This is a genomic window from Klebsiella pneumoniae subsp. pneumoniae HS11286 (assembly GCF_000240185.1).
In the GTDB taxonomy this organism is placed as follows: domain Bacteria; phylum Pseudomonadota; class Gammaproteobacteria; order Enterobacterales; family Enterobacteriaceae; genus Klebsiella; species Klebsiella pneumoniae.
On sequence record NC_016845.1, the window covers coordinates 3,464,201 to 3,486,980 of the forward strand.

Annotated in this window: 20 protein-coding genes; 18 read left to right on the forward strand and 2 right to left on the reverse strand. The window is 49.3% G+C overall.

Annotation, left to right across the window (positions count from 1 at the left end; all coding sequences use genetic code 11):
* Nucleotides 1-673: 673 nt before the first annotated feature.
* The 9 genes from KPHS_34720 (at nt 674) to KPHS_34800 (ending at nt 9,946) form a co-directional block, all read left to right on the forward strand.
* Entirely contained in the window at nt 674-1,600 is a 927-nt protein-coding gene (locus KPHS_34720; protein YP_005227772.1) for a hypothetical protein, read from the forward strand.
* Between the two features lie 513 nt (nt 1,601-2,113).
* Nucleotides 2,114-2,695, forward strand: a complete 582-nt coding sequence (locus KPHS_34730; protein ID YP_005227773.1) for a DUF2857 domain-containing protein — start codon at nt 2,114-2,116, stop codon at nt 2,693-2,695.
* A 441-nt stretch (nt 2,696-3,136) separates the two neighbouring features.
* Nucleotides 3,137-3,265 (forward strand): hypothetical protein, encoded by a 129-nt coding sequence (locus KPHS_34740; protein YP_005227774.1) that lies wholly within the window; start codon nt 3,137-3,139, stop codon nt 3,263-3,265.
* Between the two features lie 568 nt (nt 3,266-3,833).
* Nucleotides 3,834-4,067 (forward strand): hypothetical protein, encoded by a 234-nt coding sequence (locus KPHS_34750; RefSeq protein YP_005227775.1) that lies wholly within the window; start codon nt 3,834-3,836, stop codon nt 4,065-4,067.
* Nucleotides 4,068-4,139: 72 nt separating this feature from the next.
* Entirely contained in the window at nt 4,140-4,850 is a 711-nt protein-coding gene (locus KPHS_34760) for a putative type IV secretory pathway VirB1 component (RefSeq protein ID YP_005227776.1), read from the forward strand.
* A 113-nt stretch (nt 4,851-4,963) separates the two neighbouring features.
* Entirely contained in the window at nt 4,964-5,143 is a 180-nt protein-coding gene (locus KPHS_34770) for a TrbC/VirB2 family protein (RefSeq protein ID YP_005227777.1), read from the forward strand.
* A gap of 12 nt (nt 5,144-5,155) precedes the next feature.
* The gene (locus tag KPHS_34780; RefSeq protein YP_005227778.1) at nt 5,156-7,894 is read left to right on the forward strand and encodes a putative type IV secretory pathway VirB4 component; all 2,739 of its coding nucleotides are present in this window, start codon (nt 5,156-5,158) and stop codon (nt 7,892-7,894) included.
* A 17-nt stretch (nt 7,895-7,911) separates the two neighbouring features.
* The gene (locus KPHS_34790) at nt 7,912-8,619 is read left to right on the forward strand and encodes a type IV secretion system protein (protein ID YP_005227779.1); all 708 of its coding nucleotides are present in this window, start codon (nt 7,912-7,914) and stop codon (nt 8,617-8,619) included.
* A 253-nt stretch (nt 8,620-8,872) separates the two neighbouring features.
* The gene (locus tag KPHS_34800) at nt 8,873-9,946 is read left to right on the forward strand and encodes a type IV secretion system protein (protein ID YP_005227780.1); all 1,074 of its coding nucleotides are present in this window, start codon (nt 8,873-8,875) and stop codon (nt 9,944-9,946) included.
* Nucleotides 9,947-10,018: 72 nt separating this feature from the next.
* Here KPHS_34800 and KPHS_34810 read toward each other — a convergent pair whose 3' ends face one another.
* A complete protein-coding gene (locus KPHS_34810; RefSeq protein ID YP_005227781.1) occupies nt 10,019-10,138 on the reverse strand; it encodes a hypothetical protein in 120 nt (39 codons plus the stop codon).
* Nucleotides 10,139-10,167: 29 nt separating this feature from the next.
* Between KPHS_34810 and KPHS_34820 the strand changes: the two genes are divergently transcribed.
* The 7 genes from KPHS_34820 to KPHS_34880 all read left to right on the forward strand — a co-directional run bounded on the left by KPHS_34820 (nt 10,168) and on the right by KPHS_34880 (nt 18,473).
* A complete protein-coding gene (locus KPHS_34820) occupies nt 10,168-10,851 on the forward strand; it encodes a type IV secretion system VirB8 component (RefSeq protein ID YP_005227782.1) in 684 nt (227 codons plus the stop codon).
* On the forward strand, nt 10,848-11,756 hold the full coding sequence (locus KPHS_34830; protein ID YP_005227783.1) for a type IV secretory pathway VirB9 component: 909 nt from the start codon (nt 10,848-10,850) through the stop codon (nt 11,754-11,756). Before KPHS_34820 ends, KPHS_34830 begins: the two co-directional genes overlap by 4 nt.
* A 43-nt stretch (nt 11,757-11,799) precedes the next feature.
* A complete protein-coding gene (locus KPHS_34840; protein YP_005227784.1) occupies nt 11,800-13,050 on the forward strand; it encodes a type IV secretory pathway VirB10 component in 1,251 nt (416 codons plus the stop codon).
* On the forward strand, nt 13,040-14,065 hold the full coding sequence (locus KPHS_34850; RefSeq protein ID YP_005227785.1) for a type IV secretory pathway VirB11 component: 1,026 nt from the start codon (nt 13,040-13,042) through the stop codon (nt 14,063-14,065). Before KPHS_34840 ends, KPHS_34850 begins: the two co-directional genes overlap by 11 nt.
* 927 nt (nt 14,066-14,992) lie before the next feature.
* On the forward strand, nt 14,993-15,148 hold the full coding sequence (locus KPHS_34860; protein YP_005227786.1) for a hypothetical protein: 156 nt from the start codon (nt 14,993-14,995) through the stop codon (nt 15,146-15,148).
* Between the two features lie 709 nt (nt 15,149-15,857).
* Nucleotides 15,858-17,717, forward strand: coding sequence for a putative MobB mobilization protein (locus KPHS_34870; RefSeq protein ID YP_005227787.1), 1,860 nt, complete (start codon nt 15,858-15,860; stop codon nt 17,715-17,717).
* A 9-nt stretch (nt 17,718-17,726) separates the two neighbouring features.
* The gene (locus KPHS_34880) at nt 17,727-18,473 is read left to right on the forward strand and encodes a putative MobC mobilization protein (RefSeq protein YP_005227788.1); all 747 of its coding nucleotides are present in this window, start codon (nt 17,727-17,729) and stop codon (nt 18,471-18,473) included.
* Nucleotides 18,474-18,665: 192 nt separating this feature from the next.
* On the opposite strand, the gene KPHS_34890 is transcribed toward KPHS_34880, so the two are convergent.
* Nucleotides 18,666-19,610 (reverse strand): putative Antirestriction protein ardC, encoded by a 945-nt coding sequence (locus tag KPHS_34890; protein ID YP_005227789.1) that lies wholly within the window; start codon nt 19,608-19,610, stop codon nt 18,666-18,668.
* A 1,005-nt stretch (nt 19,611-20,615) separates the two neighbouring features.
* Between KPHS_34890 and KPHS_34900 the strand changes: the two genes are divergently transcribed.
* The gene (locus KPHS_34900) at nt 20,616-21,611 is read left to right on the forward strand and encodes a restriction endonuclease (RefSeq protein YP_005227790.1); all 996 of its coding nucleotides are present in this window, start codon (nt 20,616-20,618) and stop codon (nt 21,609-21,611) included.
* A complete protein-coding gene (locus KPHS_34910) occupies nt 21,608-22,696 on the forward strand; it encodes a hypothetical protein (protein YP_005227791.1) in 1,089 nt (362 codons plus the stop codon). The genes KPHS_34900 and KPHS_34910 overlap by 4 nt, the downstream gene beginning before the upstream one ends.
* Nucleotides 22,697-22,780 lie beyond the last annotated feature (84 nt).

Consider the following 22,780-nt stretch of genomic DNA (forward strand, 5'->3'; position numbering starts at 1 on the left):
ACAGTGCAACATTAAAAATACAACCAACAAACAATCCTATATACAAGGCACATCTCCAGAATATAAAAGCACAGACAAACAACCTAAAAAAAACAACCCGAATTAATAAACCTTTACAATTACACACCCTCAACTCAAAACAATTTCGAAAACTCAAAGATTTCATCGGCAAAAACAGTCATTAACACATCTATTTTTTTGAAATTCTGTAGAGTAAAACTGATATAAAGCATTTATCATATTAACATATCAATAAGTGCAAACTTAAAAATCAAAAGTTAGGGTTCAGTAAAACCAATTCGCCACAAAAAAAACCACCCCATACATATAAATTATTTTATAGGTAAAATAGATTATATATTCTCATAGCTACCACAAACTATACTAGCCTGAACTATATTTATTCTGCTGCAATCAATGCATACATAACACAAATATCACTCAGGTACACTACTCAAACCACGCTGGGATTTTTCCTCAAGTTATAATCATCACCCCGAAAATCATTCGGCATTTACTCATTAAATAGTCACCCCATAGGCCTGTACATGTTCACTCAGAAATATACATCCTTTTCTCTGTCATAAACCCTCTGATTAATCATAAATAAATACTTGTGACACCAATCTTTTTCCTTAACGGAACGAATTGTTGTGTAGAAGGAGATAATATTATGTCAAAAAAATATCAGCCATTGCTTATAACTCATTATATGTCAACATGGGTCACTATAACGGAAGCAGTTGAGATCACTACCAAAACCATAAAACAAAAAATTACTCCTAGCGATATTTATCGTCATGCCTTGAGTGGCAACATCCTACTATCGGTCTATTTCCAGTCTCCTGTGATACTTAAGAAGATACAAACTTTTAATGGAAAAATAAAATTCAGGCAGTTTGAGGGAGACCTACTTGATAAACTATGCATGCTTGACAGGGACGGTTTTATTTATGGTCAAAATTTAAGACTCTGTACAGAAGCCAGATATGTTTGTCCTGTGCAACAAATTATAGATACCCCCCTGATAGGCTATGAATATGTTTTGATTCAGCGCATACTGGCACGTGAACTTAAATTTCCCTCCCCAATTGTGGGGGCAAGAAAAACTAACCATGGTATTATAGTAAGATTTTCAGAGGAGCTTTTTCAAATTTTCGAAACGATGAGTTGGAAAGAACGCGTAGAAAAACAAATTTCCAGACTACCTAAAAACACAGCATTAGATGTCATAAAAAAACTAACAGAAGTGACGACCATAAAATATAATCACAATGGGTGTTTTCCTCTTTATACATTACCGCCTGATGCCTGTTTTGTTATTCGCCACACCGAAGTCGAAAGACTAATTAATTTATACAAAAAAAGGGAGAGTCATCCCATTTCACCTTCCCGTATGACAACACCGTTATCACGCCTGTTTTGGCTGGCCTGCAAGCACAATGATACTATCAGCCCACTGCTGAATCATCCCTATAAGCTCCTTTCTATTTTTGAACAATGGGCATCAGACGATGGCATCGGGGAAAAACTGGACGCTGAAACACTGAAAAATGCGCTGAAGCGTGGTTCGCCATCTTCGACATCCTTATCCGGCTAATACCATCCCCATTTGTAATGGCCGACAACCCTAAATAAGGGTTTTGCATCCCTTATTTAGGGCTCACCAGCTTTCTCTCAGGCTTCCACTGTGTTTTTTTATTCTCCGGCCACCGTTTATTTCAGTCACAGGAGGATATATGACATCTTATCAGTTACTACGCCTCAGACAGGTTGAGCAAAAAACAGGGCTGAAGCGTTCACAGATATACCTTTATATGAAAGAGGGTGCATTTCCCCGTTCAATAAAAATAGGCCCTGCTAGTGTTGCCTGGCTCGAGTCTGAGATTGACGAGTGGATCAACAAAAAGTTATCTGACCGATAAAGACGCAATGAGGAGAAGATGATGAACATTAATATCCCTGCACTCATAAACTTCGATCCTGCAGGTATAAAAAAAAGCACCTGCATGTATATTTCAGACCTGCCCGGTATTGTGCTATATGAAACTATACCATTCACTGAATATTCAGCTGAATTACTGAGCACTTATTCAGTTAAGGAGTCAATTTCATGCTTCCATCCCTAAATCATATTATATTAACCGTTGCTCTTCAGGCGCTACGGGAAGGAAATATTCATCACTGCGAAACTATGGGATTCACTTACGATGAAATGAATTTGCTCGGTTGCTTATCAATAAACGATCTTATCACCCTCAGTCAGGCACCTTTACCGCTTGTCGATATTACTATCCGCCATGATGTCCTGCAAAAATTACTGGCATCATCCCACGAGGAAAACAGGCGTCAGGAACAACTGAACAGAGCTGTCAGGCTGGGGGGCTCAATCGCACTGATGAACCGTTATTTCGGGGTTGGCTCCAGAGAAACCTGTGCACGCCGCCGGTTACTCGGTGTCTCCGTTCCAAACGGGAGAACACCCATTCCGGATGAAGAAACCGATGCTGCAATCTGGCATCAGTGGCAAAAATATCGGGTCGAAAACATTGATTCCCCGGAGGCGCTGGACGCCATGATGCAGGTTACAGAAAACCTTTCATCGTGTACTGCCCCCTCGCTGACCGTTGTCTGGAACTGCATCACGCATTGCGAAAGAAAGAACACGGTAAGGAGAATACAACGTGCCAGATGAAATCGATCGCGATCAGGCGTTTAATGAACGGTGCCTAGAAGCACTGATTGAACAAAGCCGGTTAAGACCCACACCGACACCTTCCCTGCAGCACTGTCGATTTTGCGGCAAGGCTATTCCGGAAAAACGCCGTCAGACGCTGCCGGGTGTAACAACCTGTACTGACTGTCAGTCGATACTGGAGAAACGCAGACGTTAAATCTGTATGTGCGGAGGAGAATAGCTCCGCACATTTTAATATGCACCAGCCGGCTTGTTTTCAGGTTCCCGTGCCTCCATGTCATGGATGAATAACCTGCTCACATCTCCTGCTGTGGCAATCCTTTTTTACAGTCAGTACACCAGAGGTCAGACATGAACAAACCGGCAAACAAGATGGAATTCGTCAGAAAACTGCGGTAAATAAATGACGGCAGCCTGCTGGAAAAGGTTGTCGGGCATATGGAAGAAAAGCTCACAGGGAATGAGCTTGAAATGCTTTATGCCGCAGCAGATTATCGCCGCGCAGAGATTGTAATAAACCAGTACTTTGATAAGGTTCCCGGTAATGTCTGGAAATATGTCAGATAACTCTGTGTTTTTTATGCAACAGGTACAGACGGATACCACTGCGGCATGAAAACGAATTTCACCACCCGGCCCGGTAAGTATCGGCCTAAGTGGCCGGGAAACGTTTAACCAGATTAAAGACCGTCCCTTACAACAAAAGGGACTACTGTATTCCTGTCTTTCACGCCTTACACATTATTGTCGTTACCAAATTCAGCCACAGAGACAGCATACAACCCCATCTGACATATAAAGAAAGTCTTCCTCCGGATGTTTAATTTAACCTGATAATAATCAACAAATATTATTATCAGCCCGCCCGTCATCATTCATGCACACACACACCGTGCCAGTAATACGTTAATTTCAAATACTTTTTTATCATTCCTTCCGGTATTTATTTTCCCGTTAAAATTTCATTCCCCCTCCTGCATCCTGACCATGCTCTTTAACAATATGGAGCGGGCTGTCACACAACCATAATTCAGGGTGCCGCTGAATGTTCTCGCTGACCCGTTAAAACCGGAATGCAGGATCGGAATGTGATCGAAGAGATCATCTTCAACAATTTTAATTAAACGAGGACACTATGAGAAAGCCTGTTTATTACGCGTATGTTGCCCAGGAAAGTCATCCGGACTCTCAGGGTGAGAAAAATACCTGGTGGACAAAGGTCGGAGTCGCCTTTCCCCACCACGGTAAATCCGGTCTGAATATTGTCCTGACGCCCGGTATTGCCGTTTCCGGCAAACTGGTCCTGCTTGAGCCCCGGGAGGAAAATAATCCACCACAGAATACGGGCCCCATCGAAACCGTGTCGTAACCACCCTTAATTCTGTTCCCACAGCATGCAGTATCAGCAGACCCTGCATGTCACTTGTTTACTGAGGTCACCATGCTTTCCACCACAGCCTTTCTGGCGATAGCCATGCAGTGCGCCGCCAGCATTCATCCGTCCACGGCATTCGACGTGGCACGGGTGGAATCCGGTTTTAACCCTTATGCCATCGCTGAGATTGTCCCGAAGGCCGGCCCCTCTTTCGGCGATCAACACATTATTTCTCACCTGCCAGCCAGCCGGGGAGATGCAGAGCATATTCTCCGCCGCCTGACAGCACAGGATCGCCGTTACTCTGTCGGGCTGATGCAAATCACCAGCACCAATTTCCGCCATTATGGTGTGTCCGCCACAGAGCTACTTGATCCCTGTACCAATCTGTCCGTCTTCGAACACATTCTCAGAGACTGCTACCGGCGCGGCGGCACGCTGAAAAGGGCGCTGAGTTGTTATTATTCCGGCAATTTCAGTACCGGGCAACAACCTGAAACGGCGTTTTCCGGAACGAGCTATATCCAGCGAATCGGTTATCCGCCGGGATCATCCCGCTATGCGGTCCCCGGAACCCGTGAGGACAAATCATCAGTTGCCGTTCCCCTGAAAACCGCCCCTGCCAGTGACTCATCCCGTCACCACGAGATCTGGCCCGGAGTCGTCGTCCGTGGCGTCCCTGCGAAACTCCGCCAAGAAAAAATCTTCATCGCACCGTTCTCCGCGCCGTCAGTGCGCCGGAGTTTCTCCCTGTCACCCCGTGAGGAGGAGGAATAATGATACTTTTCCGCAAGCTAAAAGCTGTGGTCCCCCCCGTTTCGGCCTGTACGCTGACGACTTTTTCTGCAACCCCGGCACTGGCCGACGGATTTCAGCGGGCAAATACTGTCATGCAAAAAGTGTCAACCGGGCTGCATGGTCTGGCGGCAATCACGATCACCGTGGCCGTGATCTGGATTGGCTATAAGACCCTGTGGAAAGGCGAGAGCCTGTCGCAGTGCGGCTACATCATCATTGGCGGCATTTTAATTGGCGGAGGCAGTGAAATCGGCGCTCTGCTGATGAGCTAAGAGGCTGAACATATGGCAAAGCTGCTCAAGGCAATGAAACGCCCGGCGGCGCTGTGGGGGGTGCCTATGGTGCCCCTGCTGGCTGTCACGGGTGTAACCATCATCGTTGCTGTCTGGACTTCCGTCGCACTCCTGTTCTTACTTCCCGTCGAATTTCTGGTGATGAAATCCCTCACCAGAAATGAACCAATGCGGTTCAATCTGATTGCCGTTTGGCTGAGAGTGAAGGGAAAACCGGTAGCAAACCGTTTATTTGGCGCAACAACACTTATGCCCGTTGAGCATGAGGCTGTTGATATCAAGGAGTTTCTCGACGCCATGAAACTAAATCATTGTGCCACCATCAAGAAGTATATTCCGTACTCATCGCACATTCATCAGCATGTGGTTCGCTCACCTAAAAGCGATCTGTACTGCACCTGGGAATTGATGGGAACGCCGTTCGACTGCGAGTCTGACGAATCACTCCAGTTCGGGACGAACCAGTTACACGGGCTAATCCACTCATTCGAAGGTATGCCCGTCACTTTCTATATCCATAACGACCGCAATACGTTTACCGACAATCTTCATAAAGATTCCGGCAACCCGTATGCCGATGAAGTTAGCCGTCTTTACTACGCTTCTGTCGGGGTGTTCCGGCGTAACCGCCTGTTCCTGACAGTCTGCTATCGCCCGTTTGTCAGCCTTGAAAAAGCAGAACGCAAACGGATGAAAGACAGCCAGAAACTAAAGGAACTGGACGGTGCTTTGCTGGAAATGCTGGAAATAAAAAGCACGCTCGATACCGCGCTGTCGCGCTATGGTGCGCGGCCTCTCGGTACGTTTACCGAAGGAAGCACGGTGTTTTCGTCGCAACTGGCTTTCTATGAATATCTGTTAACGCACCAGTGGCGAAAGGTGCGCGTCACCCGCACCCCGGCCTATGACGTGATGGGAGCGGCGGCGTTGTTCTTTTCGGCTGAATCCGGGCAGATAAACCACGCCAACGGTACGCAATATTTCCGGGGGCTGGAGGTTAAAGAGTTCTCCGAAGAAACCGCCACGGGGATGATGGACTCCCTTCTTTATGCCCCCTGCGATTACGTGATCACGCAGTCCTATACCTGCATGTCACGCGAGGAAGCGAAGAAAGCCATTAAGCGTACCCGTCGCCTTTTGATGAGTGCCGATGACGATGCTGTTTCCCAGCGGCTGGATCTGGATGTGGCGCTTGACCTGCTGACATCGGGGAAAATCGCTTACGGAAAGCACCATTTTTCCATCATGGTGTATTCCCCGTCGCTGGAAAACCTAGTGGCTGATACTAACGAAATCAGTAATGCGCTGAACAACATCGGGATAACGCCTGTTCCGGCAGAAATATCGCTTTCAGCGGCGTATATGGCGCAACTGCCAGGCAACTACAACCTGCGGCCACGTAAAGGGGAGCTAAGTAGCCAAAACTTTGTGGAGCTGGCCGCACTCCATAATTTCTATCCGGGCAAGCGCGATAAAGCCCCCTGGGGGGATGCTATGGCTTTACTGCGCACCCCGTCAGGAGATGGCTACTATATCAACCTGCATAACACACTGGCAGATAAGGACGAATTCAACGAAAAGAACCCGGCCAGTACCTGCATCCTCGGTACGAACGGTTCGGGTAAAACCATGTTGATGACGTTCTTTGAGATCATGCAGCAGAAATACGGGCGTGAGGATAGCTTCTCCCCGGATGCCAAAACCAAACGGCTGACAACCGTTTACCTCGATAAAGACCGGGGCGCAGAGATGAACATCCGGGCGCTGGGTGGCCGTTACTATCGGGTTATCAGTGGTGAGTCTACAGGGTGGAACCCGTTCTCGTTGCCAGCAACCAAACGCAATATCAATTTCATCAAGCAACTGATGAAAATCCTTTGTACCCGCAACGGCTCGACGATCTTCCCACGCGATGAACGCCGTCTGAGTGATGCGGTTAATGCTGTGATGAATGACGAGCCACAATATCGCGTCTACGGCATTACCCGAATGCTGGAGAATTTGCCTGAGCCGGCTACGAAAGAAGCCCAGGAAAACGGCCTTAGCATTCGGTTGTCACAGTGGGCGCAGGGCGGTGAGTTCGGCTGGGTGTTTGATAACGAGTCTGACACGTTCGATATCAGCAACTGCGATAACTTCGGCATCGACGGAACGGAGTTCCTGGACGATGCAAGCGTATGTGCGCCAATCTCGTTTTATCTGCTGTACCGCATTACCAGCCTGCTTGACGGGCGACGCCTGGTCATTTTCATGGATGAATTCTGGAAGTGGTTACGCGACCCGGTGTTTAAGGACTTTGCTTATAACAAGCTGAAAACCATCCGTAAGCTGAACGGGATGCTGGTCGTCGGCACTCAATCCCCGGCTGAGATCATCAAAGATGATATCGCCCCGGCAGTGATTGAGCAGTGCGGGACACAGATTCTGGCGGCGAACCCCAACGCCGACCGCGCACACTATGTTGACGACATGAAGTTTGAACCGGAAGTGTTCGACGTGGTGAAAGGGCTTGACCCGCAAGCCCGCCAGTATGTTGTGGTGAAAAATCAGTTCAAGCGCGGCGATACCAAACGTTTTGCCGCTCGCGTCACGCTCGACCTGTCAGGTATCGGCAGATACACCAAAGTCATGAGCGGCGATGCCCCCAACCTCGAAATATTCGAATCGATTTACCGGGAAGGAATGCAGCCTCATGAATGGCTCGATACCTACCTGGCTAAAGCGCTCTGACCCAAAGGAGATATACGATGAAAACTCGCTTTCGTACTCTTATTCTGGCTTGCGTCATTGCAAGCCCACTGGCTCATGCTGGTATTCCCGTCGCTGTTGATGCTGACCCTATGCGGGACGTGCAGTGGGCGCAGGAGTTAAAACGCTGGATGGAAACGGCCAGACACTACCAGTCACAAATACAGGCATATAAAGACCAACTGGCGACGGCCACTGGCGTTCGTGATATTGCTGATTTTGTTGACCAGGCCAAAGGCCTGAAAGCTGACCTTGAAAAGCTGCGTAAGCCCGGACAGGCGCTGAATGATTTACTTCTCTCCGGCGGTTCATCCGGGCAGTTCGATGCGTTGTACGAGAAGTATAAAATTTTCGACACCTGCAACACTGCGCAATCGGGGAGTTATGCCAACGTATGCAAGCAGCAGGTCATCAACAAGGCTATCCAGCTTGAGCAAACCGACGAGGTTCAGAACCAGGTAAGCCAGACTCTTGGGGAAATAAACAGTCTCTCCAACAGGGTAGCGTTAGCCAAAGATTCAAAAGAATCTCAAGACCTTGCAAACAGTATTCAGCTAAAATCTGTCATGCTGAACACGCTTACCACCCAATGGGAAATGAGCGTGAAAGCAGCAGAGAAGCGCGAAAATGCGCTTGAAGCGGAGCGTGTTAAGCAGTGGAATCAGCAGCAGTTAAACGCGCCAACTGCTGACCTTAATAATTTATGAGGTGTTTATGTTATCAAAAAAAGTCATTTTAATTTCGACGCTCACCCTGTGCTTTTCTATTGTTGGATGCAAAGAGGAAGCTAAAACAACAAAATGGTATAGGGATCACCCTGACGAATTAAAACTAGTTTATGAAAAGTGCCAAAAGAGTGGTGACGCTTCTGAAAATTGCAAGAATGCAAATGAAGCCCACTATCAAATCAAGCAGCTAAACGCACCAACTCCAGACTTAAATAATTTAGAGGAGTAATATATGAGTGGCGGTCTTTTTGTTGGGGTTGAGAAATACCTGATAGGAGGAATTACAGACGCCACAAAGGGATTGATGATGTCGTACTCTTCTATGATGATGGGGCTGGCAGCAGCGTCAGCTACCATCTACATCATGTGGCGTGGATACCAGACTTTGGCTGGTAAGCTATCTACGCCTATGGAAGACACGATGTGGGACATCATGAGGATGGCGATCATCCTGTCCTTTGTGGCTAATTTAGGCGGCTACCTCGATGGCGTTATTGATGTCATAAACGGAATAAAGGAGGGTTTTTCTGGTAGTGATAATATATGGCAGTTATTAGACACCCTATGGAATAAGGCTAAAGTGTTAGGGAAAACGCTACATGATATGGATAATTCTACATATGTAAAAGATGAGGGGATGACTGCTCAATTTTGTGTATGGCTTGGAATATTCGCACTTATGATTCTAGCGGGCTTTGTTTCAATGGTTGCCGAAGTAATGATTCTACTATTAGGAATAACTGCACCTATTTTCATATTCTGCCTTATGTATGGTTTCCTCCGCCCCATGTTCAATAACTGGTTGCAAAATATATTTGCAGGAATATTAACAATTCTATTTGCCGCTCTCTCATTGAGAATTGTAGTGAATTACTTGAATCTCGTTCTTAATAAGGCGACGAAGGTAGCAGACAGTTCAACAATTGTTGAACTTGGTGCTCAAGTCTGCCTTGCAGGTATTTTCGCTGCAATACTGGTGTATATTTCCGCTAAGGTAGCCGCAGCTCTGGCCGGGGCAAGCGCTACCGTATCCATGCAGGGGCTGGCCGCTGTAGGTATCGGTGCTGCTGCTTTTGGTGCCGGGAAACTGGCCGCGAGTGCCGGAAGGAATACCACACGCTCCGCCCAGGACAACATTCAGGGCTGGAAGGATGCGAATGCAGGTAAGCCCGGCAAGCCCGGAGGTGAGTTAGGCTATAACGCATCTAAAGCGCGGAAGTACGCGATTGAGCAGATGATAGCCCGGAACGAAGCGCGGAGGCTGGCACAGTCGAGAGATTCCGCGGTTAAGAAGTTCAACAGCTAGGCCAGACGTCTCCAGTCCATCCCCACGAAACACCAACCTATGAAAATATAATTATATTTTCATATTCCTAATTCAGTTGAGGAAATCTTTGATGAAACGCTTGATTGCGCTGGCTTTGCTGTGCGCGCTTTCTGGCTGCGCCCAGAACACGCCTCCCTCTGCCTTTAGCGGTAAGGGAGAACCCGTAAACACCCCTCAAATTATGGCGGAGTTAAACAGTCATGAGTGAACAGAAATTAATAGCTGAATCCCGCACTTTTGAGCAGCAAATGATTGAGCGGGATAAACGCGCCACAAAAGCCGGTTTTGTTGTTGGCGGTGTGGGTCTGCTGATTGCGGTACTGGCGCTCGTCGCCGTGGTCGTGATGTTGCCGCTGAAACAGACGGACGTTGAGCTGTATACCGTGGATAACCACACTGGACGGGTGGAACACGTTACCCGGACATCGAAAACCAGCCTGACTGCAACAGAAGCCTATCAAAAGGCGATGGCCGCAAACTACGTCAAAGTGCGTGAGCGGTATGTCTATCCCTCTTTGCAGGACGACTACGAGACGGTACAGGTCTACAACGCTCCCCAGGTAAACGATGACTACCTGGCGCTTTACGCCGGGAAAAACGCCCCGGACAAGGTTTATAAGAACGGGGCGCACACCGTGAAAGTGGAGATCTTGTCCAACCAGATCACCGATGCGACAGCCCCTGATAGGGTCGCCACCATCCGCTACAAGAAGATTATCCGCCGTCTGGCTGATAACAGCACCCGCAACGAATATTGGGATGCCCGGTTCACGTTCCATTCTGACCCTGACAAGGAAATGAGCGATGCGGAACGCGAGATCAACTACTTCGGCTTTACCGTCACCAGTTGGCAGACCGACCGCGAAATCCGGGGAGGTGAATGATGAAAAAGTTAACGTTTACCGCACTGGCACTGATGATGTGCGGCGCGGCATGGGGTGCGGCCATACCGCAGGCAAGCCGCTATGACTCCCGCGTGCAGCAGGTTATCTATAACCCGCAGAACGTCACCGTCGTTAACACCAAACCCGGCTTTATGACAACGCTGGTATTTGATAACGATGAGGCGGTCATAAGCGCCAGACCCGGCTTTGATGAGGCGTGGGAAGCCACGCCGGATGCAAACCGAGTCAACGTTCGCCCGGTCGCGCTCACGCAGGGAGCGCCCGGAGAAGATGGTAACACAACGCAGGTCGTGATCCCCCCGAACAGCCGGGACTGGCATACCAATATGCTGGTTGTCACCAGTAAGCGCCTGTACAACGTCGAGCTGAACGTCATCGATGATAAATCGGCACAGCAACCCGCTTTCCAGGTGAGCTACCGCTATCCGGGCGAAGAACGGGACAAAGCTAGCCGGGAGGCGACGGCCAGACAGCGCGAGTGGGAGCAGAAGCAGCAACATGCCAGCGTCCAGAAAGCGCTGAACTCGGCGCAGACGCCCCGCAACTGGAATTACACCAAATATCCGGGCAAAGGCAGTTTCTACATTGATCCCGATTTTGCTTACGACGATGGCCGTTTTACGTTCGTGGGCTTCTCCCCGTCTAAGTCCATTCCTTCCGTCACCAAAGAGCTGAACGGTAAAGAGCATGTGGTTAACAGCAGTATCCAGAAAAAAGGCAACTTCACCGTACTGGTGATTCAGGAAGTGACGCCACGCCTGGTACTGCGTTCCGGCTATACCGTTGTGGGTCTGGAAAATAGCGGATTTGGCAAGGTACACGCCGCCGATGGATCCACTGTATCCCGGCAGGTGGAAAGAGTGGAAAAACCGGAACCCAATTAACCTATAAAAATAGTTTTATATTTTTATAAAAGGAAACGCGCATATGAACGACGAAAACAAAGTGCCTGTGCCGGATGAAGCGCAGGCATCCCCGGCACACGCTGAGGATGATATTGCCACGCTTGAGCGGGAAGCCCGCGCTAAAAGGGAAGCCGAGCTTCTCAATGCGCAGGACGACGAAGAGAAAGACCCGGTACAACCCGCCGTTAACAAGCTGAAAAAGCGCAAACGGGGCAAAGCAACCGCCTTTCTTGCCATTGTCGCGGTCGCGCTTATCTTCCTGGCATGGGGGGGGAACTGGGTTTATCGCAATATCCTGTGGCAGCCTACGGAAGAGAAGAAACAGGACACAGCCCCGCAGACGAACAAAACCGATTACCGGCAGCGTAACGATCTCGGTATGTCCACCGATACAGCCGAAGAAGAGCCAGAGCAACAGGATAACGGCCAGAGCAGCACGGGGGGAACAGGGCAGGCGGCTCCGGCCGCCCCGCCAGAACTCAACAAAGCCAGCTTCCTTATTCGCCGTGATGGTTCAGCCACCACACAGAACCAGGTAAAAACCCGGCAGCAGGAAATGACGCTGACATCGGCAACGACCACCGGACAACAGGACAGCAGCGCGGCCACAAATACCGCCGCACCATCGCCGGGACAAAGCCCCGCACCAGTGCGCCGCATACCCTATAACCCTGACCTATACATCCCAGAAAATACCTCGATCCCCTGCTCACTGGATCGCCGCTTTGTATCTGACCGGGCGGGGAAACTTCGCTGCACGGTCACTACTGACATCTGGAGCGCCAGCGGCAACACGAAGCTGATAGAGAAAGGCACCACCGCATCATTACTTTACCGCGCCATAGCGGAAGAAGGTATGAAGCACGGGCAAGGGCGGGCATTCATCATTGCGACGAAGCTACGCACCCGCCAGCCGCCTTATCTCGATATCCCGCTGGTTGATACCGGCGCGGCTGGCGAGCTGGGCGAGGCTGGCGTTGATGGCTGGATAGATTCGCACTTCTGGGAACGGTTCGGCGGCGCGTTAATGGTCGGCATGATCCCCGATATTGGCGCATGGGCATCCAACAGTGCGGGTAAAAAAGACCGCAATACGGACTATACGGAAAACAGCCGCCAGGCTATGGCAGATATGGCGCGTACTACGCTGGAGAACAGCATCAATATTCCCCCAACGCTCTATAAGAATCAGGGCGAGATCATCAACCTGATCACAGGCGAGGATATTGATTTTTCCAACATCTATACACTGAGGTTGAAAAATGACCGCTAAGAATATTTCCCTCGACCGCTATAAACAGCGTTTCTTTGGCGACTTTCTGGAGCTTCCCGGCCTGACGGAGATCGCCGTCAACCGTCCAGGTGAGCTGTATACCAAAATCAACGGCGTATGGGAGCAGCACGCCGTTCCTTTGTCCTATGAGGATTGCTACAACTTTGCCCGGTGCCTGGCAAAGCACCACGGCGACAATATCGAAGATATTAAGCCGGGGCTGTCAGCCACGCTGGAATCTGGCGAACGGTGCCAGGTGATTGTTCCCCCGGCCTGTGAGCGCGATACGGTGTCTATCACCATCCGTAAGCCATCAAAGGTACAAATCCCGCATCAGTCGTATATCGATGCGGGATTTTATAACCGGGTAACAGGCGAGGAAAAAACGGAGACGCACGACGAGGAATTAATTGCATTGTACAATACAAAAAATATTCCTCTGTTTATGGAGAAATGCGTCGAGTACGGTAAAACTCTCGCGGTCGCCGGGGAAACAAGTACCGGGAAAACCACCTATATGAAAATGTTGATAGGGTACATTCCTGTACATCTTCGGATATCAACCATTGAGGACAACCCGGAAATCACGTTCTTTATCCATAAAAACTACGTCCATCTTTTTTATCCGTCAGAATCATCAGATGAAAAAGGTTCTATCGTTACCCCGGCGAGCCTTTTACGCTGGAATTACCGTATGAACCCTGACCGCATTTTATTAACAGAGGTTCGCGGTGCGGAAGCCTGGGACTTCCTTAAAATAACAGGTTCCGGCCATGAAGGGAGTATGACCTCCATTCATGCAGGATCAGCGAAAGAAGCTATAGATGGGTTTATTACCCGTTGCTATGAAAATCCACAGTGCGCCCAGCTCCCCTATACATTTATGTTACGTAAGGTTCTGGATAGCCTGGACGTGATTGTGAGCATTGATTTAGACGGAAATGTCCGCCGTATGAATGACATTTATTTTCGTCCAATTCATCGAAACCAGTATTTTGAGGAAATGAAAGCATGATAAAGAAACTTAAAGTAATCATGTTGGCGGCAATAGTTACCGGATGTTCATCGCCGCCGCCTCCCGTTCCTGTCGAATGGGATAAAGCCGCTGAACCATTAAATACCAGTTTACCGCAATGGAGTGACAATAACGTCATAGTCCCTTCCCCGACAGTTAACGGTAAATGGACATCATCAATCAGCGCACAAAGTTTCTACGATACAATATGGACTCCAGCAGTATTTTACGCAGTCGCCCATTCAACACGAATTGTCGTCACTGCACAATCCGGCACTGATTTCTTTAATGCCAAAAACTGGCTTCGGCAGAATGGAGCAAAAGGTGTTATTGAATACCAGCCTGTCTTTAATTGTCTGACGTGCAGAGAAACCACTATTTATTTCTCTCGCTAATCCATTTAAGCAACACAATCTAATAAGGATTTATCATGAAAAAAACCGTTATCGCGGCGGCTGTATTATGCCTGACCGCAGGAACGCCGATTTATTCCTTTGCCGCTGACCCGTGCGAAGTTGTTCTTTGCATGTACGGAAAAGCAACGGGTAATAGTGGTGGAAGTGAATGCCGCTCAGCAGAAAAGGCTTTCTTTAATATAGGCAAAAAGAATAAACATGGTTTCTTACCTAACCATACGTTGAATGCGAGAAAAGCATTTCTTGGTGAATGTCCCAGCGCAGACCCGGAGGCAGTAAATAAAATACTATCTAAGTTCGGCAAGGTCAGAGGATAGTAATAATCCGCATAACACCCCCTGTTTACTGTAAAAGGTGCAACATGCAAAAAGAAGACTTATTTATCCGAAATATACATTCTCGTAATCAGGACAGGATATCGGTAGCCCTGATATATGACACGTTATCTAAAGAAGCCCACAGTGGTTGTGGGCTGTATTATGAGATATACGAAAGCAGGCTTATCGGTCTTTTGCGCGATCATCTTTTAGAACTTAATGAAGCTGACGCAAATAAATTACGACGCTATGCCGAAAGCAAAGGCACGAAAATTGATGATGCGTCCTACAGTGAAGCACTGGAAGCTGAAAGGGAGTGCAGGGCTGAAATATACCGCGAACAGATGTAATCACACAGAACAAAAATGTATTGTGCAACACACAGGCTGACAGGCGGCGGGTTTTTAAGGCTTCATTATTTTTGGCTTCAATTTCGAAGAAATTGTTAAGACGAAAAATAATGAAGTGGAACGTGGACAGAAAATTCAATTTCGGAGAAATTGCTAATTTTCAGGATCCACGTCCACCCGCGAACATTCGCCCCAGCGAATTGAAGCGGGCCGGGGGGAGCCGCAAAAATTTTGCCGCCCCAGCGAGCAATAAGGCACGCCCACGTGCCGGTTTTTGTGGGGGGCTTGCCCCGCACACCGTCGCAGCCAGGCTATATTTCCCGCCCCGGCGGGGAATATGCCGATTAGGCGCGACCAACCCCTTTAAAGCAGCGTTCCCATTTTTTCGAGCTTGCGAAGAAAAAATAGGCTAAACGCGCGTCTTAAAGGGGTTGGTCGCGCGTAGCGTGCGACGGTGTGCCGCCGTTGACCCCGGGGGTTTTGACGCGACGTTCAGCCGCGACATTACCCCCATGCGACAGGCAATAAGGGCGTCCAGCCCGCATGTACTGGCGCACGCCGTGTCGTGCAGGAAAGCATGCTTTCCTGCACATGGCCGCACAGCGGCCACCTTCTTTACCCCATACGCTCGCCCCGCCTTTTCGCCCGACACCGTGGGGCGAATTGATGGGGCGATGTTATGGGGTGAATAGCTGACGAGGGAGGTATCATGATTTTAAATAAGCTTGCCGCTTCACTGTCGCCGATAGTGAACGGGATGCTGGCGCTGCTCGCTTTTGTGCAACAGCAACAACTGGTGCTGGCGTTATTAGCGGGGCTGACGATGCCGTTTTTTGCGTCGATGAAAAGCGATGAACGGCAGAAAGCCCCGTTATGGAAAAAGCTGATTATCGCTTTTTCCCTGCTGTGTTTTCTCTCCGGCACACTGGCTCCGGTCGTTATCGGACCCTTTCAGTGGTTGTATAAGATCAGACCCAGCAGTGATAATACGGTACTGGCTTGGTCAGTACGGATTGCATTCACTGTAACCGGGGTTATTTTTCATATTATGCTTCGCCGGATATTCACGCCGGAACTGGACAAAATAAAGAAACGCCTTGTTAAAAAAACCACCCTTGAACGGGAATTGCGCACCGATGTCCGCACCGTAAAGTCCCTGCTGCCCGAAACACTGCATTATGATCCGCTGGATTATATCGACCTGAATAAAGGCATTTTTACTGGCATGGACAGGAAGAACGAACCAATGTATCTCCCGTTAAAAGACTGGCAGAAACAGCACGCGGATATTATTGGCACCACCGGAGCCGGTAAAGGGGTAGCTGCCGGGATATTGCTATATCAAAGTATTATTGCCGGTGAAGGCGTTTTTGTTATGGACCCCAAAGACGATGAATGGGCACCACACCTTTACCGCAAAGCCTGCGAGGATGCAGGAAAACCCTTTGCCTTAATTGACCTGCGAAAACAGCAATACCAGCTAAACCTGATTGAAGATATTACGCCAGATGAACTGGAAGAATTGTTCGTTGCCGGTTTCAGCCTGGCAGAAAAAGGGCAGGAATCGGACTTCTATCGTATTGATGACCGAAAAGCCGCCCGTATGGCCGCGCAATTTGTCAGTGATAACCCATCGGCAACTCTCCGTGATATTTATAACGGTGATTACGTTCAGGGTATTGCCGAAAAAATCAAAGCGTTCTTTGGGAAGATTGAGGAACTGGCATTACTCAATGCCATTAACTCACCAGAAGGCTTTTCGCTTAAGCACATATTTGATGAGGGCGGCTGCTGTTATGTAGTCGGCTCCATGCGAAACAGCAAAATTATTACCGCCCAGCGCATGCTGCTGGTTCGCCTTTACCAGTTAGCAGAAAGGCGCGACCGTGTAACAGACGTACCCCGCCCCATTGCTGTTTATCTTTCCGAACTGAAATACCATTTATCCAGGCCAGCGCTGGAAGGTTTAGGCGCGGCGCGGGATAAAGGCGTACACATTATTATGGACCACCAGTCCATCGCCGATTTAAAAGACTGCCCGGCAGATTTGAAAGGTGACGCCGTTGTCGGTGCGGTCGTTGAAAATGCCAAATTCAAACTGGTTTACCGGGTTATGGATCCGGATACGGCAGGCTGGGTGGCAAGAATGTCAGGCACGATTCTGGTGGATGACGAACTCCGCAAGGCTAAGACGGATAATATGCTGACAGAAACCATCGACAGTGAGCGCACAATCCGCCAGGCCGAACGTTTCTTTATTGACAGCAATATGATCCTGAACCTGCCCGATTTTGTCAGCTTTATCTTTACGACAAAAACGCTACCTTCTGCCTCCTTGATTTCACCGATAAAGGTCAGAAAGCGTCAGCTAAAAATCTTCTCGGTTTCCCCTGATATTGCCGCAGCGGCAGCCCCGGTGAAGATCATGCTGGATTTTGGCGAGGATGATAAACCAGCCATGCCGGATGTGATGACAACCCATCCGGCTCTTTTCTTCGACGAAAGCGAAGTAAAACCGGCAAAGTCCCAATCTGATGATGAAGAACACTTCTCCCCACTGGATTTTTAAGGAGTGGTTATGCTGATTTCGTCATATCACGAGCGCCAGACGCGCAACAGCGAGAAAATAAGACAACTGCTGAACTTCCTGAAAGAAGAAACCTACAGTGATTTTAAAACGCTGATGCAGTTATTTAGCTTCCGAGATCATAAGTCGCTTTATTCGCTGCTTGCAAAAATGGAGCGAATGGGGTTAATCCAGAAGCATATGCTTGAATCACGGACAATCAAGATTTCATTATGGGGGATCACCAGCGACGGGCTGGCGGCGGTCTTAACCCCGAATGATAAAATCTTTCCTGCGCGGTTTGAACCATCAAAAATCACCGGCTGGACACTGGAGCACCATCTTGATAATCAGGCCGCCAGGCTTATTCTGGAGAAGAAAGGTGCTTCGGGATGGATTAACGGCGACCGTGCCAGCTTTCTCAGCCAGTATCAGGTAAAACATCGCCCGGACGGGTTACTGACCCTGCCTGACGGTAACGTTATTGCCATTGAAACCGAGCGCCGCCTGAAAACCCGAGCCCGCTACCAGTCGATTATCGCCAGCCACCTGCTGGCCCGAACAAACAAGTACTGGATTTACATTTTTTATGTTGTGCCCGATCCACAGAAGAAGCGTGCGCTTGAACTGCTGTTTGACAGTATCAGGCATGTCATCATCAACCATCAGCACATCCCGCTGGAAGAACGCCACCGTAGGGTGTTTCGCATTTATACCTTTGATGAACTGAAACACCTGTCATTAGGCAGCTATACGTAAGCTTTTACTCAGGCCATCGTGATGGCCTCACCGGCCTGGCGGCGATACCGCCAGGCCGGAAATTTTTTATTCCACTGCGAGCCGCAGACTGTTCGGTACTCGCTGTGCTGCGTTCCGCCTCAGTCTGCGCCTTGCAGCGTTGCCGGTTAAAAGCCATGTAACCGCATTCCCTTGCGGTGTCTGATTCCGGTCTCAGAGTTTATCCATCAGGTAACGATGTGCTTTAGAGGCTGCGCTGGCCGCTTTGAAAATATAACGCTTGTCGTTTTTTAGCGCTTTCAGCCAGGAAGCAATATAGCTTCCATGTTGTACCTCTCCCTCAATCCCAAGATCCGCCATCAGAAAGGCACTTCCCAGCTCTGCTACCAGTTCTTCCTCTGCATAATCCGCACTGCCAAACTTCCCTTTCATTTCACGGTTCAGACGTTTTTTGCCACCACTCCAGTGAACCAGCTCATGCAGACCTGTAGCGTAGAAATTAGCCGCATCCGAAAACAGATGGCGCTCCGGTAGCCAGACTTCATCTGTTGATGGGCTGAAAAAGGCGTTTTGTCCTTTCTCGATGATGTTTGCGCCACTCTTCCGCAACAGGTTCTCAGCCTGCGGCAACGGGTCAAAGGTTGCTTCCGGGCTGACAGTTTCAGTTGTCAGGGACAGGCCGTCGATTTGCTGAACGTTAAACACGGTGAAGGTTTTCAGCATCGGGATATGTTCAACTTCTCCGGCGTCGTTTTCCTTCTCCAGCGTGGTGTAAAAAATAGCTGTTGTACCATGTTCCCCCTTGCGAACCTGTCCACCTGCTACCTGTGCCTGTTTGTAGGTCATCCAGCGTGAATCGCTGAAACCCTGCTTAGATGCGCTGCACCACAGTAACATGATGTTCATACCGCTGTAGGCTACGCCGGTGGCGTAATTCGATGGCAGACCAGATATGCCGGATACGCGTTGCCACGGGCAGGACCACGGTTTTACACCGCCTTCAAGTGCTGCAATGATGTTGTTGGTAACGGTCTGATAAATGTCGGCTCTGGTTTTAGAAAATTTCGTTTTTGAGGAGCCTGACGGGTCCAGCGGGGATACGCTGGTCGCCGCTGTGATGTTAGGGGCGCTAGTCTGGGTATGCAGGGAAATCGTCATGGTTTTTTCTCCGTCAGTGTGTGATTTTCGTCTTCGTATCGCCTGACGGTTCGCTTTCCCGGCATCGTTCCGTCCAGCAAGGGCGCAGCATGCGTGCCATTTACCCTTGCTGGACGGGTTGTGTTGGGAAACGATTAACCGGAAGCTGATATGAAGAACGAAAAGTACACAGGAGGAAAAACTATGCCCCTGCATAGCCGGACTTAGCGCCCCTTAGTTCGCAGCGGTGAAATGGTTTGGGGGTTAACACTGCAGCGGTGATACTTGCAAATAATCATCCGAGTGGTATCTCTGAGCCCAGTCATGCTGGCAAGGTGATGAGGGTGCAGATTAAAAAAGGATTGGGAATAGTCGACATGCGTACATTGGCTCACTTTACTTCGGAGGTGAGTCCACGGTGTCCTTCGCTGAATGGGGGTTATTTTGATCGCAGGGAGCTTCGGCCCCCATTTTGCTGTGATCTATGTTGAATTCTCCGTGGCAGCATGTTCCCTACGCTTTGGAATACCGACTGTATGCGCTGCTTACTTTTATTGTATTTGATTATACTCAATTTATGTACGATTGACGTACATCCTCAAAACCCTTACCGTTGAGTAATAGCCTGTCCTTTTTGTGGCATAATATGACCGCAGCTGCCCGTCACCCAAATGAAGTTCTCACACAATGGCATGAGGCTGGTGGTGTGTTAACGATTGAGCTAGCGCGCCAACTTGGTGTCCCAGCCAATGGAACACCCAGATCATCATCGGCAAACGCAGTATTACCAGCGACTAAGCACTACGGCTTGCTCATTGGTTCAGCGATTACTCGCAGTTCTGGATGCACTTGTAGGCACTGTACGATTTGGAGTTTGTCGAAACTGAATCAGGAATGGCTATCAGATCGCTCCCTACTGGCCTAACTGTTTACTATTGTAAGATTAACAAGCATACGAAGCCTGAATTGGGAAGATTTATGACGGAAGGGCTTACATTGATGAGTGTATTTGGAGGGAAGTAGCGCATGAATGATGCACCTTCAGACATCATATTTCACTATCCACCGGAGCTGTTCAATCTCCTGGTGGATGTTGTGCCGTTGCTCAATCGCTCTAAGCAGGATGTGCTGGTTTTCTTCCGGGGCGCAGGAGTACCTGACAACATAACTTCTGACATTGCAGTTCACTTGAGGGCTGCACCAAAGGATGTCAACAAGTACCAGATGGTTCGCACGGTACTTGAACGCCTCAACGCGAAGGGGGAACACGCTCTCCGTGAACGGCGCGAGGTGCTGCGGCGCGTGGTGGACTTTGCGAACTTTGATTCGTGCTGGCCCGCAGACCAACTTAAGGCCAAAGGTCTTGTCGCCAGTATCCGCGAAGTCGTCAACCAAAAAGACGCTTTCACGCGCATGAACAATGCCCGCGAAGAAGAACGGCAAACCCGCCTCGCTGAGTCACAGCGGATCGCAGCAGAAAAACGTGATCGTAGTTATAGAATCGAGAATGCCAAGCAGGGTTTATATAAATTATTTGGCACTACTGCGACTGCACAGGAAAGAGGAAAATTGCTGGAGACGGCTCTCAACAATCTTTTTCAAGCCTACGGTGTTCTCATTCGTAAATCCTTTCATTTGGTTGGTGAGGCTGGTGAAGGGATCGTCGAGCAGATTGATGGGATCATTGAACTCAGTGGTGTTCTGTATTTCGTTGAAATGAAATGGTATCGCAATCCGGTGGGTAAGCCTGAGATTTCAGAGCATCTTGTTCGCCTCATGTCGCGTGCCGAGGTTCGAGGTATCTTCATTTCTGCCAGTGACTATACAGAACCAGCCATTCTTACGGCACGTGAATTTCTGCAACACAAAGTTGTAGTCCTATCCACGCTTCATGAGATCGTCCGTCTGCTTGAGCAGCAAGACGACCTTTCAGAGTTCTTCACAAAGAAAGTCCAGGCTGCGCAGATACACAAAAACCCGTATTTCTGCCCACACGATAGCCAAGCACAAGGTGCGTTATGACTGCGAGTTGGATGGACATCAATAAGCCGCCGAGCCCAGCAACCGCTGTTACGGCAGCTCAGGTGGCGAACGGCCCCATTTTTCCACCGCAGCAAAGACTACTGACCTACTCACCAGACGAGTGGGAGGGATTCGTCGAGGAATGGGCTTATTACTGCCTCACGACGAAGTATGAACACGTCCTGCGTTTCTCTGGTGCTGGTGATATGGGTATTGATGTCGCCGGGTTCGTTGGTGATGAACGCCTGCTGGGGGTTTGGGACAATTTCCAATGCAAGCACTACGGCAATGCCATCAGGCCTAGTGATGTTTGGGTTGAGTTCGGGAAGATCATCTGGTACTCGTACAAAGGTGAATATACGGTCCCTCGTCGCTACTACTTTGTTTCGCCACGAGGTGCTGGTACGTCGCTTAGCCGCCTATTTTCGAATGACACGAAGTTGCGTGAGGAATTGTTAGCTAACTGGGATAAGCATGTGAAAAATGCAATCACTAGCACACAAGAAGTGTTACTCGACGCGAAGCTTCGTGCCTATGTAGACTCATTCGATTTTACCATCTTCGACGCCAAGACTGCGCTTCAGCTTGTTGACGATCACAGAGCCACACCGGTTCACACAGCGCGCTTTGGTGGTGGACTACCAACGCGGCCTGCATCTGAAAAGCCGCCCCAAGAAGTTGCCGCCACCGAGAGCCGCTATGTGACGCAGTTGTTCGGCGCATACAGCGAACACACAGGAACAATAGTGACTGACCCTTCGGCCTTGCCCTTGCCGAAACTCAAGGATCATTTCCGTCGCCAGCGCGAGGCGTTCTATGAGGCTGAGTCACTGCGCGTCTTCGCACGTGATAGTGTCCCGCCAGGCACGTTCGAAGCTTTGCTGGATGACATTCATGATGGCGTTATTGATACACATGACGGGAACCATGCTGACGGCTACGAAAAGGTCTGCGCTGTCACCAAGGCTGCCCGCGACATGCAAATTACGGCAAACGCCCTCATCATTTGTACTAACCCCAAGGATAGAGACGGAATCTGCCACCAACTTGTGAACGAAGAGCGCCTTCGGTGGACACGATCATGAGCCAAGAACATAAGCCAATTACCTTCAATAGCCCACTTGAGGCGGGTATACGTGCGGTCTCGATTCTGGGTGCTGCCTATCCGC